The 14,118-nt window shown below is 73.5% G+C and carries 16 protein-coding genes and 1 riboswitch; of the genes, 4 read left to right on the top strand and 12 right to left on the bottom strand.

The annotated features are described in order from the left end of the window. Positions 1–102: 102 nt before the first annotated feature. From GD748_RS06055 to GD748_RS06045, 3 genes are all read left to right on the top strand, one after another. Positions 103–384 (top strand): metal-sensitive transcriptional regulator, encoded by a 282-nt coding sequence (locus GD748_RS06055; RefSeq protein ID WP_152194212.1) that lies wholly within the window; start codon positions 103–105, stop codon positions 382–384. Positions 385–561: 177 nt separating this feature from the next. Next, positions 562–810, top strand: a complete 249-nt coding sequence (locus tag GD748_RS06050; protein WP_152194211.1) for a heavy-metal-associated domain-containing protein — start codon at positions 562–564, stop codon at positions 808–810. A 46-nt stretch (positions 811–856) separates the two neighbouring features. Continuing rightward, entirely contained in the window at positions 857–3,379 is a 2,523-nt protein-coding gene (locus tag GD748_RS06045; protein ID WP_152194210.1) for a heavy metal translocating P-type ATPase, read from the top strand. A gap of 324 nt (positions 3,380–3,703) precedes the next feature. On the opposite strand, the gene GD748_RS06040 is transcribed toward GD748_RS06045, so the two are convergent. From GD748_RS06040 to GD748_RS05990, 12 genes are all read right to left on the bottom strand, one after another. Beyond that, positions 3,704–4,726, bottom strand: a complete 1,023-nt coding sequence (locus tag GD748_RS06040; RefSeq protein ID WP_226920811.1) for a DMT family transporter — start codon at positions 4,724–4,726, stop codon at positions 3,704–3,706. Between the two features lie 137 nt (positions 4,727–4,863). Continuing rightward, a riboswitch (glycine riboswitch) is annotated at positions 4,864–4,954 on the bottom strand. A 198-nt stretch (positions 4,955–5,152) separates the two neighbouring features. Continuing rightward, entirely contained in the window at positions 5,153–5,776 is a 624-nt protein-coding gene (locus GD748_RS06035) for a class I SAM-dependent methyltransferase (protein ID WP_152194209.1), read from the bottom strand. After that, positions 5,773–6,189 carry a DUF6069 family protein gene (locus GD748_RS06030; RefSeq protein ID WP_152194208.1) on the bottom strand — a complete coding sequence of 139 codons (417 nt, stop codon included), beginning with the start codon at positions 6,187–6,189 and terminating at the stop codon, positions 5,773–5,775. The genes GD748_RS06035 and GD748_RS06030 overlap by 4 nt, the downstream gene beginning before the upstream one ends. 135 nt (positions 6,190–6,324) lie before the next feature. After that, positions 6,325–6,936, bottom strand: coding sequence for a pyrimidine dimer DNA glycosylase/endonuclease V (locus GD748_RS20235; protein WP_152194207.1), 612 nt, complete (start codon positions 6,934–6,936; stop codon positions 6,325–6,327). Between the two features lie 12 nt (positions 6,937–6,948). Then, positions 6,949–7,680: a glycosyltransferase gene (locus GD748_RS06020; RefSeq protein WP_152194206.1), complete on the bottom strand. Its 732-nt coding sequence runs from the start codon at positions 7,678–7,680 to the stop codon at positions 6,949–6,951. Then, positions 7,677–8,324: a hypothetical protein gene (locus GD748_RS06015; RefSeq protein ID WP_152815960.1), complete on the bottom strand. Its 648-nt coding sequence runs from the start codon at positions 8,322–8,324 to the stop codon at positions 7,677–7,679. The genes GD748_RS06020 and GD748_RS06015 overlap by 4 nt, the downstream gene beginning before the upstream one ends. 2 nt (positions 8,325–8,326) lie before the next feature. Further along, complete coding sequence (locus tag GD748_RS06010) at positions 8,327–9,217, bottom strand: prenyltransferase (RefSeq protein WP_152194204.1); 891 nt, start codon at positions 9,215–9,217, stop codon at positions 8,327–8,329. Continuing rightward, positions 9,214–9,558 (bottom strand): lycopene cyclase domain-containing protein, encoded by a 345-nt coding sequence (locus tag GD748_RS06005; RefSeq protein ID WP_152194203.1) that lies wholly within the window; start codon positions 9,556–9,558, stop codon positions 9,214–9,216. The genes GD748_RS06010 and GD748_RS06005 overlap by 4 nt, the downstream gene beginning before the upstream one ends. After that, on the bottom strand, positions 9,555–9,875 hold the full coding sequence (locus tag GD748_RS06000; protein ID WP_152815957.1) for a lycopene cyclase domain-containing protein: 321 nt from the start codon (positions 9,873–9,875) through the stop codon (positions 9,555–9,557). The genes GD748_RS06005 and GD748_RS06000 overlap by 4 nt, the downstream gene beginning before the upstream one ends. Then, positions 9,872–11,452: a phytoene desaturase family protein gene (gene crtI, locus GD748_RS19445; RefSeq protein ID WP_193312835.1), complete on the bottom strand. Its 1,581-nt coding sequence runs from the start codon at positions 11,450–11,452 to the stop codon at positions 9,872–9,874. Before crtI ends, GD748_RS06000 begins: the two co-directional genes overlap by 4 nt. Further along, positions 11,449–12,372, bottom strand: coding sequence for a phytoene/squalene synthase family protein (locus tag GD748_RS19440; RefSeq protein WP_193312834.1), 924 nt, complete (start codon positions 12,370–12,372; stop codon positions 11,449–11,451). Before GD748_RS19440 ends, crtI begins: the two co-directional genes overlap by 4 nt. After that, positions 12,369–13,394 (bottom strand): polyprenyl synthetase family protein, encoded by a 1,026-nt coding sequence (locus GD748_RS05990; RefSeq protein WP_193312833.1) that lies wholly within the window; start codon positions 13,392–13,394, stop codon positions 12,369–12,371. The genes GD748_RS19440 and GD748_RS05990 overlap by 4 nt, the downstream gene beginning before the upstream one ends. A gap of 163 nt (positions 13,395–13,557) precedes the next feature. On the opposite strand from GD748_RS05990, the gene GD748_RS05985 reads away from it, so the two are divergent. Continuing rightward, entirely contained in the window at positions 13,558–14,118 is a 561-nt protein-coding gene (locus GD748_RS05985) for a MarR family winged helix-turn-helix transcriptional regulator (RefSeq protein ID WP_152815954.1), read from the top strand.

Below are 14,118 nucleotides of genomic sequence, written 5' to 3'. Positions count from 1 at the left end.
CGTGACCCGGGACGTTGGTCCCGTTGCGTCATACCCCCTAGGGGTATAACGTCTCCGGTGTGGAGGCCCGGCACGGGCACCCACGGCAACGGGAGGAGCGACATGGCCGGGTACAGCGGCACCAAGGACGACTACGCCAAGCGGCTGCGCCGGATCGAGGGCCAGGTCCGCGGCATCGCGCGCATGGTCGACGAGGACACCTACTGCATCGACGTCCTCACTCAGATCTCCGCCGTCACCAAGGCCCTTCAGGCGGTCGGCATCGGCCTGGTCGAGGACCACCTCGGCCACTGCGTGGTCGACGCCGCCCGCTCCTCGGACGAGGAGGGCCAGGCGAAGGTCACCGAGGCGGCCGAGGCCATCGCCCGCCTGGTCCGTTCCTAGCCGACCAGCTCGGCGCCGTTCCTGCCGAACACCTCGGCGTCGTTCCTAACCGACCGTCCCGGCGTCGTTCCTAACCGACCGTCCCGGCATCGTTCGTTCCGACCGTCCCGGCATCACCCGACCCATCCACGCGTGCCAGTCGACCCGTGCACGCACCGCACACCCCTGAGGAGAACCATGAGCACGACCGAGATCGACCGCACCACCGTCGTCGACGTGCAGGGCATGACCTGCGGCAACTGCGTCGCCCACGTCACGGACGAGATCAAGGGCCTGGCGAACGTCAAGCAGGTCTCCGTCCAGCTGCAGGCGGGCGGCGTCTCCCCGGTCACCGTCGTCTCCGACGTCGTGCTGGACGACGACGCGCTGCGCTCCGCCGTCGACGAGGCCGGTTACACCGTGACCGGCATCCGCCGCGACGCCTGATCCCCGACCGACCGCGCTCCTCCCCGCTCTCCCGGAAGAAGGCCCCATGTCCACCCGTACCGAACCGCACGCGCCGCTGGTCCCCCTCGCCGAGGTCGACCTCGCCGTCGAAGGGATGACCTGCGCCTCGTGCGTGAGCCGGGTGGAGAAGAAGCTCAACCAGGTGCCGGGCGTGCAGGCCACCGTCAACCTCGCGACCGAGTCCGCGCACGTCGAGCTCGCGGAGGACGTGGACAACGAGGCGCTGCTCGGCGCTGTCGAGCGCGCCGGCTACACCGCCACGGTGACGCGGCGGCGCGGCGCGGCCGCGTCACCCGGCGGGGGCACCGGCACGGGCGGGCACACCGGGCCGGCCGGGCACGCGGGCGACGACGGCCATGACGGCCGCCATGGTCACGACGCCCCGGGAGCAGCCCGGGAGATGGCGCTGTCCGGGCACGCGACGCCCGCCGGCGCCGACCACGCCGACCACGCCGACACCTCCTCCCCCGCCGAGCGCCGGGCGGCCGACCTGCGTCGGCGGCTGACCGTCTCCGCGGTTCTGACGCTCCCGGTGCTGGCGCTGTCGATGATCCCGCCGCTGCAGTTCCCGGGCTGGCAGTGGGTAGCGCTCGTCCTGACGCTGCCGGTGGTCACCTGGGGCGCGTGGCCGTTCCACACCTCGGCCGCCCGGGCCGCCCGGCACGGCGCCTCCACGATGGACACCCTCGTCTCGATCGGTGTCACCGCGGCGACCCTGTGGTCGCTGTGGGCCATCACCCTCGGCGGCGCCGGCGAGATCGGCATGCGGATGGACGTCCAGCTCATCCCTGTTCTCGGCGGGCACGTCGGGACGCCGGAGCTGTACTTCGAGGTCGCCGCCGTCGTGACGACGTTCCTGCTCGCGGGCCGCTACGCCGAGTCCCGCTCCCGCCGCCGCGCCGGCGACGCGCTGCGGTCGCTGCTCGAGCTCGGCGCCAAGGACGTCGCCCGCGTGACTCTGGACGACGCCGGGAACCGCACGGAGACCCGCGTCCCGGTCGAGGCCCTCGCCGTCGGTGAGCTGTTCGCGGTGCGCCCGGGCGAGAAGGTCGCCACCGACGGCGTGGTCGTCGAGGGCACCTCCGCCCTGGACACCTCCCTGCTGACGGGTGAGCCGGTACCGGTCGACGTCGGCCCCGGCACGGACGTGGTCGGGGCGACGGTGAACACCTCCGGCAACCTCCTGGTGCGCGCCACCCGGGTCGGTGAGGAGACCACGCTGGCCCAGATCGGCCGACTCGTCACCCAGGCCCAGACCGGCAAGGCACCGGTGCAGCGCCTGGCCGACCGGATCTCCGCCGTCTTCGTACCCGTGGTCCTCGTGCTGGCGCTGGCCACCCTCGTGGTGTGGCTGCTGCTGGGCAACCCGGTGCAGTCCGCCTTCACGGCCGCCGTCGCCGTCCTGATCATCGCCTGCCCGTGCGCCCTCGGTCTGGCCACCCCCACCGCGCTGCTGGTGGGGACCGGGCGCGCCGCTCAGCTCGGCATCGTCATCAAGGGCCCGGAGATCCTCGAGTCGACGCGGCAGGTCGACACCATGGTGCTGGACAAGACCGGCACGGTCACCGAGGGACGCATGGAGCTCGCCGATGTCCTCGCGCCGTCCTCGGCCCCCACCCGGCACGTCGTCGGGGCGGCCGCGGACACCGGCGTCGACGCCCTGCGCGCCCAGGTGCTGAACCTCGCCGGGGCCGCCGAGTCGGGCAGCGAGCACCCCATCGCCCGCGCGATCACCGAGGCCGCCTCGGCCGGCGGGCGGCCGCTCCCCCGCGCCACGGACTTCTCCAACCACGCCGGTCGGGGCGTCTCCGCCACCATCGACGACGGCGGCACCGCCCGCCAGGTCCTGGTCGGCCGGCCGACGTGGCTCGCCGAGCAGGGCGTGCGCGGCGTCGGCCCGGAGGACCAGGTCACCAGGGCCCACCGTCACGCCGAGTCCGACGGCGCCACCGCCGTGGCCGTCGCCTGGGACGCCGAGGCACGAGGGGTCCTCACGCTGCGCGACCAGATCAAGACGACCTCCGCCGAGGCGATCGTCCAGCTCAAGGAGCTCGGCATCACCCCGTACCTGCTCACCGGGGACAACCGGGCGGCCGCCGAGCACGTGGCCGCCGAGGTCGGGATCGACAAGGCGAACGTGATCGCCGAGGTCCTGCCCGAGGAGAAGCTCGACGTCGTTCGCCGGCTGCAGGACGAGGGCAAGGTCGTCGGCATGGTCGGTGACGGCGTCAACGACGCCGCGGCGCTCGCCCAGGCCGGGCAGCGCGGGCTGGGCCTCGCCATGGGCACCGGCACCGACGTGGCCATCGAGGCCTCCGACATCACCCTGGTCCGCGGCGACCTCCGCTCGGCGCCGACGGCGATCCAGATCTCCCGCCGGACCCTGCGCATCATCAAGCAGAACCTGTTCTGGGCGTTCGCCTACAACGTCGCGGCCATCCCGCTGGCTGCGCTGGGACTGCTCAACCCGATGATCGCCGGCGCGGCGATGGCCGCGAGCTCGGTCATCGTGGTGGGCAACTCGCTGCGGCTGCGCCGGGCGGCCTGAGGCGGAGCCAGGCACCCCGTACCTCGCCTAGCCCAGGGCGCCTGGCGCCGGGCGCCTGGCACCGGGCACCGGGCACGGATCACGGGTCACGGGTCACCGGCCACCGGCCACCGGAACCCTCAGGCAAGAGCCCACACACTCAGGTCGCTGAACTGGTCGCTATTACGACCACATCGGCGACCTGAGCGGCCTCGCTGCATCATTGCGACCGCGCGTGCAAGGTGCGGGTGCGGGTGCGGCCGGTCCAACCGGCGCGGGGTCGGACCGGTCAGCCGCCGAAGAGGTCTCCGAGACCAACGCGCAGATGCGGACTCCGCGGGCGCGTCAGTCCGGCGCCGCCGCCGGTTCGAGCCCCGGCTCGGGCTCGTAGGCCCGATCATCGGAGCGACCGTTCCGGCCGGCCGCGAGGGGCAGCAGGGCCGCGATGACGACGAGTGCGGCACCGATCCCCGCGAGCGCGGAGAGGGACTCGCCGTAGACGGCCACGCCGAGCAGGAGCGCCACCACCACCTCCAGGTAGGACAGCCCGGAGAGCTCGGCGGGCCGCAGGTACTGGCCCGCGACCACCAGGAGGCCCAGTGCCAGCAGGCCGCAGATCAGGAAGAACGCGATCGCCCAGGCCCAGTTCTGCCCGGTCATCCCCGAGAGGTCGGGGCGGCTGACGGCGACCATCGCACCGACCGCGAGGGCACCGAAGGCGAAGTTCCAGAAGCTGCGGATGTCCGCCGGCATGTCGGAGCGGTAGCGATAGGTCAGCAGCGCTGCCCCGTAGAAGACGCCGGACGCGACGCCCAGGACAGTCCCCCACGTCTGCTGGTCCGACGTGGGCGCCGGGGACCCGCCGACCAGCCCTGCGGCCAGGGCCATCCCGACGACGCTGACCAGCAGGCCGACGGCGTCCAGGCCGGTGATGCGCTCCTTGCGCACGACCCGGGCCAGCACGGTCGCCAGGACCGGTCCGATGTAGTGCAGCACGACGGCGAGCGCCAGGTCGATGAGCACGGTCGCGGACAGGTAGGTCGCCAGGGAGAGACCGAGGAACACGCCGCCGAGCACCACCGATGCGGACGGCCGCGAGCGGCGGAGCAGGCCTAGCCGACGGCCGGCGGCGAGCAGTGCGAGCATGCCCAGGGCACCCACGAGCATGCGCCCGAGCGTCAGCGCGTCGCCGAGGTCTGCACCCGGCGGCGTCGCCATCCGGCCGAACAGGCCGGCGGTGCCCATCGCGGTGGCCGAGACGACGATCGCGAGGACGCCGAGGCGGTGCTTCGACCAACGGGTCGGGCCGGCCGGCCGGCGGGAGGGGGACTGGGGCGCGCGCTGGGGCGCACCGAGAGACAGAGCCACGGAACTCCTCGAGACAGGGCGCGCGACGGCACGCCGAAGGGGCGGTGTCTCCCCGCTCTGTCATGGGACCTGAGAGCTTTCGCGGGCAGCGCCCGCTTGCACCATCGGCGGACCCGGAGGTCGCTTTCCAGAGGAGCCTCGCCGCGGCGGTCATGGGGGCCTGAGAGATTCCCGGGGAGGTTGCTCCTTCGGCGCCCGCACCAGGCGGGACTCTCCCGCCGCGGTTCGGTGGCTGTTCAGTTGTTGATATGACAAGTATGCCTTATCCGACGGCACAGGGCCGGATCCCCGCCCATCACTGTGCGGGTTGTCACAGTGCGCCGTCGTCCCCTGCGGAGCTGCACCTTGCGGTTGCCCCTGCGGTTGCCACCGCGCACCGGCCGAGAGCGGTGCCCGACAGACCGGAACCCTGGTCCGACGACGACCTCACCTGCGCGCCCGGCCGAGGATGAGTGGCACCCGCGTACCGAGCGGCCCGGGCATCGCAGCCCGTTCGAGCCGGACGTCGTCGAAGCCCGCCCGCAGGATCTCCAGGCCGGTCTCGCGGTCCGACTGGCACCCGTCCGGCGCGAGCCTCGACCACACCGCCTGACCGCGACGCGTCCATGTGCCCCGCGGCGCGGCGACGTGCTCGACGAAGACGTAGGTGCCGCCGGGACGGAGCACCCGCCTGACCTCGGCGAGCGAGCGGGTCACGTCGTCGACGGAGCACAGCACCAGCGTCCCGACGGCGGCGTCCGCACCGCCGTCGGGGAGGTCGAGCTCCTCGGCCCGGCCGGCCCGGACGTCGACCTGACGCCCGAGTCGGGCAGCCTCGTCGCGGATGGCCGGGTGCAGGCCGCCGTCGGGCTCGAACCCGACCCAGCGCACGTCACGATGGAAGTGGTGCAGGTTCACGCCGGCGCCGGGACCGATCTCCACCACCGTGCCGCGCAACGGCCGGATCAGCTCCGACCGTGCGGCTGCGGTGCTGGGCAGCACGGGCACCTCGGCACGCGCCGGCGGCGGTCCTGGCGCGTAGCCGGGCGGCTGCGTCCCGAGGCCGTTCATCGGCGAGCCGTCCGGGCGAGCATGGGGATGAGCACCGCGCCGACGGCGAGGTGCAGCGTCACCAGGCCGACGCCGGCCGCGAGCGTGGCGCCCTGCACCAGCGGAGCCGGCAGGGAGAGCACGAGCACGGTGACGGCGATGACCGTCCACCAGCGCCCGGCCGGCTTGCCGGCACGCTCGAGCGCTGCCAGCAGACCCCAGCCGGAGAACCCGGCGAGGAGCCCGGCCGCGATGACCGACGGCCAGGACACGGCGCCGACGCCGGTGGCCTCGAGCTCGACGCCGAGGGCGGCGGTGACGATCAGCCAGACCGCCAGGCCGGCCGCGGTGGCGGCGAGCACCCCGGCCGTACGCCGGCGTCGGACTGGCACGTCGAGGGTGGTGGCCGCGGGGGTGGTTGTCGCGGTGGTCATGGGTCTCCTTCCGGTCGGGCACCGCTGTGGTGCACGACCACCACGTTGCTCGCCGGACCGCCGGCAGACATCGGCCGACCGGGGCGAGGTCGGCCACCGTCCGGTGGCACGGGCATCGACTTTCGTCGGTACTCGTCAGCTCGCCCCGCGCTCCCACGGCTCCACCGGGCCGGGCACCACCACGAACAGCGGATGGGCAGCCGGTGACTCGACCCGCGCCTGCGCGGCCGCGCGCTCCGGGCTGCGGCCGGCCAGCTTCAGCGACAGGTGCCGCCACTCGTGCGCGAGCTGGCCGTCGGTCACCGGCAGCTGCGCCACGACCCGCGATCCTCCGGACACCACACGCTCAGCCACCACATCCCCGATCACGCCGGGCTCGGTCACCACGCGCTCAGGCACCACGCGGCCAGGCACCACGCCCCCAGGCACCACGCGCTCAGGCACCACGCGCTCAGGCACCACGCGCTCACCGAGCAGCGTCCCATCGCCCGCGACGGCGGCAGGCCTGTCGATACGACCGGTGTCGAACCGGTACCCACGCGTCGTCGCCTCCGCGGCGATCCCGACGAGGTAGGCGCCGACGGCGGCCACCGGGTCAGCCTGAGCCCGGAACCGGTGCAGCTGGCTGTGGTTGAGGTAGCCGCGCGTCCGTCCGGCCAGCACGGCCTGGGCGAGCAGCGCCTCACGCCAGCAGGCCGTCAGGCCCTGCCTGTCCAGGTACTGCGGGTCCAGGGACCACAGTCGCATCGCTCACCGCCCCTACGTCGCCAGCCGCAGCGCCCAGCGCTCCCACGGAGGCACCTCTGCCCAGTTCACTCCGAGCGTGCGGAACGCCCGACGGAACCGCCGTCGCACCTGGGCGGCTCCCTGCAACGAGCGCGCCGACACCCCGACGCTGATCGTGCGGTCGAGCCGGATCGTGCGCCCGGGGCCGAGCGCGAACGCCAGGTCGAGATCGTCGTGCAGGTCCGGCTCCGCGCGGTGGACGCGCTCGCGCACGGCCAGCCAGGCGCTCCGGCGCACCGCCATGTTCGAGCCCCACAGGGCGTGGTGCCCGAGTGCCAGGTGGCACAGCAGGTAGTACGTGCCGAGATACGCGCCGGCACTGACGCCGCCCGCACGCCCGTGCTCGTAGAAGCGGCCGACGCCGGTCACCGCGTCCACGCGGGCGTCGGACATGGCGGACGCGATGGCGCCCACCCAGTCCTCGTCCGGCACGGAGTCGGCGTCGAGGCGCGCGACGATCTCGTTGCGGGCGGCGTCGTAGCCGGTGGCGGCTGCCGCCGGGATTCCCACCCGCGGCTCGGCCACCACACGGGCTCCGTGGGCCGCTCCCACGGCCGCCGTGCCGTCGCTCGAACCGTTGTCCACGACCACGACCTCGGCCGGCGTGACCGCCTGGCGGGCGAGCGCCTGCAGACAGCGCTCGAGTGCGACGGCGTCGTCGCGGGCGGGGATCACCACGCTGACGGCGGGCAGGACGGCGCTCATCGTGGCGCCGGATCGTCGTGCGTCCGGCGGAGCAGCCGGGCGAGAGCGCCGCCGGCGACGATCGCCCCCACCCCACCCGCGGCGAGGTCGGCGAGGGTGTCGTCGTAGCCGACGTTGATCGTCTCCTCGACATACCTCGAGCCGAACCACTCCCCCAGCTCCCACAGCACCGACAGCGGGAGCCCGACGGAGGCCGTGACGAGGACGAGTCCGCAGCGGCCTCGTCGACCCTGCGGGACGAGCAGCATGCCTGCGCGCAGCAGCACCGCGACGGCGACGGCGGCGAGCGCTCCGGTGGCGAGCACGTGCGCGACGACGTCGAGCCACGGCACCTGTTCGTACCCGCGGAACACGCTTGCCCAGGCCGCGCCGAGCAGGACGCCACCGGCTGCCGCCTGCAGCTGTACCGCTACGCCGGCGACGCGCGGCACGGTGAGACCGAGCAGGACGAGCGCCATGACGGCGACCGCGACGACGTCGACCCTGGTGGCGACGGCGAGGCTCGCGACGCCCAGGCCGGCGACGACGTCGGTGGCGACCCGCGCCCAGGGCGGGCCGGGCACGGCGAGGATCTCTCGCCACCCGTCCCGAGGCCTGGCGTCGTGTGCACCCTGGGTGCGGCTCGGCTGATGCAGCAGCGACACGGTCATCCCCTCAGCGAGATCCAGACGAGGAGCTGGGTGAGCAGGAACCCGGAGACGAGGTTCAGCCACAGGAACCGGCGCCAGCCCGCGTTGGCCCGCTCGCTGTCAGCATCCGCCAGCGACCGGAAGGGCGCGATGCTGAGCAGGTAGGGCACGGCGAGGAGACCCGCGAGGGCCTCCGGCCACCCCGCCGCCACCATGGCCACCCCGGCCAGCACGTACAGGACCATCGCGAGTCGCACGGTCCACGCCGCTCCCAGCCACGTCGCGACCGAGGCGATCCCGGCGGCGCGGTCGGACTCCACGTCCTGAACCGCCCCGAAGGCCTGCGAGGCCATGCCCCACAGGAAGAACGCCACGAACGAGACCAGCGCGGCCCTGGTGACCTGGCCGCCCGCGAGCACGAGACCGAAGACGGCAGGGCTGACGAAGTGGGTGCTCGAGGCCATCGAGTCCAGGACCGGGCGCTCCTTGAGCCGCAGCCCCGGCGCCGAGTAGGCCACGACGGCGAAGACGCTCACGGCGAGCACGGCCCACGCGGCCGGCGACCCGAGCAGCACGAGGGCCGTGAGGAACGGCAGGTTGACGAGCACCGCCGCCCAGATCGTCACGTGGTGCCAGCGCCGGTCGAGCACCACCCCTTCGATGCCGCCCTTGCGCGGGTTGCGCAGGTCCGACTCGTAGTCGAAGACGTCGTTGACCCCGTACATGAGCAGGTTGTAGGGCACGAGGAAGTACAGGGTGCCGACGACGAGGGCCAGGTCGACGCCGCCCCCGGCGAGGAGGTAGGCGGCGGCGAACGGGTAGGCCGTGTTGATCCAGCTGACCGGCCGTGACGCCCCGAGCAGCTGACGCACGGCGGACCCGCCGGTGGTGGCCGTCGCCGCCGTCATCGCTCCTCCTCGACGCCGTCCGCGGCGCTGACGGGCTCCCTGGCCCGCCGGCCGAGCAGCTCCCAGAGGGCCGGCAGCGCCAGCGCGGCGGCCACCGGCCACGCCAGGTCCTCGAGCGGTGCCAGCCACAGCCGGAGGCCGCTGAGCGCGCCCTCGCCGTACCGGAACAGGTCGGCGGCGACCATCAGGCTGTCGAATACGACGGTGAGGAGCACCAGGACGGCGACGACGACGCCTGTCGTCGCCCACCAGCGCGCACCGAGCCCGCGCAGCACCGCCGCGGCGACGGCGAGCACCGCCGCCGGCACGAGGAAGAGGGCAGCCAGCCCGAGGTAGGTCATCGCCGCTCCTTCGCCGTCCGGCCGACCAGGCCGTGCAGGACGAGGGTGAGGTAGCAGAGGAACGTCACGAACACGAGCTCCTCGAGCGGCAGCTCGGGGGCCAGCATGATGCCGGTCATCGCCTCGCTGCCCCCGCGGTGGTAGAAGCCGGCCCCGATGGCCAGGACGTCCCACAGGAGGAAGAACGCGATCCCGACGGCGAGCACGACCACGCCGCGGCGGGCGTCCGCCCAGAGCACGAGGCGGTAGCGGCGGTCGAGCAGCGCCATGCACGCGAGAGCGCCGAGCAGGGCGGCGAGGTAGGCGACGGCGATCATGGCACCGCCGTCCGCCCGGCGACCGGCACACACTCCCGGCGGACCCGGTCGCGCAGGATCTCGGCACTGATGAGACACATGGGCAGGCCGATGCCGGGAATCGTGCCCGACCCGGCGTAGTAGAGCCCGGCCACCTTTCTCGACCGGTTCCCGGCGCGGAACATCGCGCTCTGACGCAGCGTGTGGGCAGGTCCGAGCATGCCGCCGCGCCACGCGTTCAGGTCCTCGGCGAAGTCCGCGGGTCCCACGGTGCGCCGCACGGCGATCCGCTCGCGCAGTTCCGGGATCCCGGCCCAGGCGGCGAGCCGGCCGATGGCAGCGTCGGCCACCTCCTCGACGGCGCTGTCCCCACCACCGTCCAGCCCGCCGTGACCGATGCCGGGGTCGGCGGGGACCGGGACGAGCAGGAAGAGGTTCTCGTCCCCGGCGGGCGCGACGGACGGGTCCGTCCGGGAAGGTACGCAGGCGTAGGCGGACGCCGGGCTGGGGATGCGGCCCTGCGCGATGTCGTCGAAGTTGCGGCGCCAGTCCCTGGTGAACAGCAGCGTGTGGTGAGCCAGCTCGGGCAGCCGGCCACGGACGCCGAGGTGGACGAGCACGGCGCCGGGTCCGGGGTCACGCCTGCGCCAGCGCCGCTCGGGGTGGGTGCGCAGTGACGGCGGCAGGAGGCCCGTCTCCACATGGTGGAGGTCGGCAGCACCGACCACGAGGTCGGCGCGGAGGTGCTGCGTCGTGCCGTCGGGGCCTGTCGCTCGCACGCCGGTGACTCTTGCGCGCCGGTCCGGACGGGTCCGGGCTCCGACCTGTGCCGTGGTGATCGCCGTGACGTCGCACCCGGTATGGATACGCACACCCTCGGCGCGGGCGAGCGCGGCGACCGCCTCGACCAGCCGGGTGAACCCGCCCTGGGGGTACAGCACGCCGCCGTCGAGGTCGAGGGCGCTCATGAGGTGGTACATGCTGGGCGTCCGCCGCGGTGCGGAGCCAAGGAAGACCGCCGGGTATCCGAGGATCTGCCGCAGCCGTGGATCGCTGAACCGGCCGGCCACGAAGGACTCGAGCGAGCGGGCGAGCAGCGGCACGAGCCGGTGGACCTGGGTCGCGATCTCCGGTGCGGCCAGCTCCCGCAGCGACGTGAAGCTGGTGTAGAGGAAGTGCCGCAGCGCGACGGCGTACGTGCGCCTGGCCGAGTCGACGTAGCGCTCCAGGGCACGGCCGCCGCCCGGCTCGGCACGCTCGAACGTCGCGAGGTTCGCCTCGAGGTCCGCGGCGATGTCGAGCGGCTCGTCGTCCTCGAAGAAGACGCGGTACGCCGGGTCGAGCGGGACGAGGTCCAGCTGCTCGTCCGCCGAGGTGCCGAGCAGGCCGAAGAAGCGCTCGAACACCTCGGGCATGAGGTACCAGGACGGTCCGGTGTCGAACCGGAATCCACCGGCGTCCCAGCTCCCGGCCCGGCCGCCGACCGCGGGTCCACGCTCCAGGAGGTCGACGTCCCACCCGTCCCGGGCGAGCAGTGCGGCGCCTGCGAGACCCGCGATGCCACCGCCGATGACGACTGCGGGACGGCCGGCCGTCATGCTCGGCCTCCCGTGAGGACTGCGTGCAGCACGATGCGGGCCTTGACCGGGTCGGGCACCCGGATGCGTGTGCGGCGGATCTCGGCCGCCGGGGTGGCGCGGAGGCGACGGGACAGCTCGGCGAAGAGGCCACGGGCCGCAGCCACGGCCCGTCGGCTGGAGACCGGCAGCTCGAGCACGGCGCGGGCGGCGGCAGCGAGGTCGGCGTCGATCTCGTCGAGCAGCGCGTCGCGGCGGGCGTCGTCGAACGACTCGGGGGCGAGACCGGGGAAGTACGTGCGGCCGAGGGCATCGTGGTCGTCGGCGAGGTCGCGCAGGAAGTTGACCTTCTGGAACGCCGCACCGAGCCGCGCAGCACCTGGCGCCAGCCGGGCGTAGGCCGCCCGGTCACCGCCGGTGAAGACGCGCAGGCACATGAGGCCGACGACCTCGGCCGAGCCGTGGATGTAGTCCGCCAGGCTCACGTCGTCGTGGGTCGCCACGGACAGGTCGGCGCGCATCGAGGCGAAGAACGGCTCGACGAGATCGCGACCGATGCCATACCGCCGGGCTGTGCAGGCGAAGGCGTGGACGACGAGGTTGGCGCTACGACCGGTCCGGAGGGCGTCGTAGGTCTCCTGCTCGAGGCGGTCCAGCACGACCGCCCGCTCGGCTGCGGGCCACGTCGGGTCGGGCTCGTCGACGACCTCGTCGGCGACGCGTACCAGCGCGTACACGTTCCGCACGTGGCTCCGCACCGGCTCTGCCAGGAGGCGGCACGCCCACCCGAAGGAGGTGGAGTACTCGCCGATGACGACCGCGGCGCTCGCGGTGGCGGCCCGGTCGAAGATCCGGTCGCCGGTCGGGACGACGTGCAGCCCGGGGGCCGCCGCACCCGTGGGTGGCTCGCGGTGGGCCGGAGCGGGGTCGGGAAGGCTCATGCGGCGCTCCTGACCTCGTCGGTGACCGCGGTGACCCACTCCTGCAGCAGCGGCGCGACCGTGAGGTGCGCGACGACCTCCGATGCCGCCTGGGCATAGCCTCTGGCGAGGTCCTCGACGAAGCGACGGGCGCCGCAGGCGAGGAGCAGGTCGCGCACGCGCGCCGCCGTGCCCTCGTCCACGGTCTCCGCACCGAGGTGCGGGGCGATCTCCGGCCACGCGTCGGTGTCGCGGGCGTAGGTCATGAGCGGGGTGCACTTGCCCTCGCGCAGGTCCGAGAGGGCCGACTTCCCGGTCCGTGCCCGGTCACCGAACATGCCGTCGAGGTCGTCGCGCAGCTGGAAGGCGACGCCGAGGAGGAGCCCGAAGCGGCCGAGCGCCTCGGTGCAGGCGTCGTCGGAGCCGGCGAGGACGGCGGCGAGCTGGAGCGGCAGCTCGAAGGAGTACACGGCCGTCTTGTGCTCCTCCATCGTGAGCGTCTCGGTCAGGTCACGACCGCCGAGCATGCCGAGCCGCACGTCGGTGAGCTCACCGGCCGCTGTCACGTGGAGCGCCCGGTCGACGAGGTCGAGCATCCGGCGCACCGTCTCATGGCCGGCCCCGCAGAGCGCCAGCGTCCGCACGGCGCCGGCCAGCGCGAGGTCACCGGCGAGGATGCCGGCGGCGTCGCCGTACCGGGCTGCGCGTTCCGCGGCGAGTCCGAAGCTGCGGGCCTGCCCCGCGAACGTGCCGGAGACGTTCGGACGCCCGCGCCGGACGGTGTCGCCGTCGATGACGTCGTCGTGGACGACGAAGGCGGTGTGCAGGAGCTCGAGCGCGGCTGCGACCTCACCGGCGACCCTCTCGTCGGTACCGCCGAGCGCCTCGTAGACGGTGGTCAGCAGCATCGGCCGGATGCGCTTGCCGCCCTCGGCAGCCTCACGCAGCGCGGACCACAGGGCGTCGTGGTCGGCGGAGCCGACCCGCCCGGCGCCGTCGACGAAGAACCGGGCGATGGCGTCCTCGACCGCGCCGGCGCTCATCCGGCCGCGCTCGTCGTGTCGACCGTTTCGCGAAGGACCACGGGTGGGTCGCCTGCGCATGCCATGTCGGTCCCTTCCGGCGGTGTCGGATGTGAGCTGGCTCCGAAGATTACTAGATTGGCTAACTACATTCCAGGCTAGGGGACTTGGGTAGTGTTGTCGCATGCTTCCGGGAGAGGACGCTCACCACACGGCGGGGTACTGGTACGACGGCGACGACGCCGTGATCGCCCTGCTCGAGGCGCTCCGCTCGTTCCGCCGTGCGGACGAGGAGATGCGCCGCCGGATCAGCCGCGACATGGACATGAACATCACCGACATGCAGACCCTCCAGCTCGTCATTGCCGCCGAGCGCGCGGGCGAGCCGATCACGCCACGCACCATCGCCGGCCGGCTGGGAATCTCCACGGCATCGACCACGAAGCTGCTCGACCGACTGACCTTGTCCGGCCACCTCGTCCGGCAGCCGCACCCGCGCGACCGCCGCTCGGTCGTGGTCGTGGCGACCCCGCACGCGCACGAAGAGGTGCGCGAGCGTCTGGGGCACATGCACGAGCGGATGGCGGCAGTGGCGCGGTCCGTGGCACCGGAGTGCCGGGCAGCGGCCGCGGCGTTCCTCCAGCGGATGGCGGACGAGCTCGGAAGGTTCGGCGCGGTGGCGCCCCTGACGCCCAAGGCACCGGAGGCGGGGCGCGACGACTCGTCCGCGGGTGCGCCTACCTAG

It is taken from the genome of Georgenia subflava (assembly GCF_009193155.1).
Taxonomy (GTDB): domain Bacteria; phylum Actinomycetota; class Actinomycetes; order Actinomycetales; family Actinomycetaceae; genus Georgenia; species Georgenia subflava.
The sequence above is the reverse complement of the archived record's forward strand: the minus strand, read 5'-3'. Positions and strand labels throughout refer to the sequence as shown.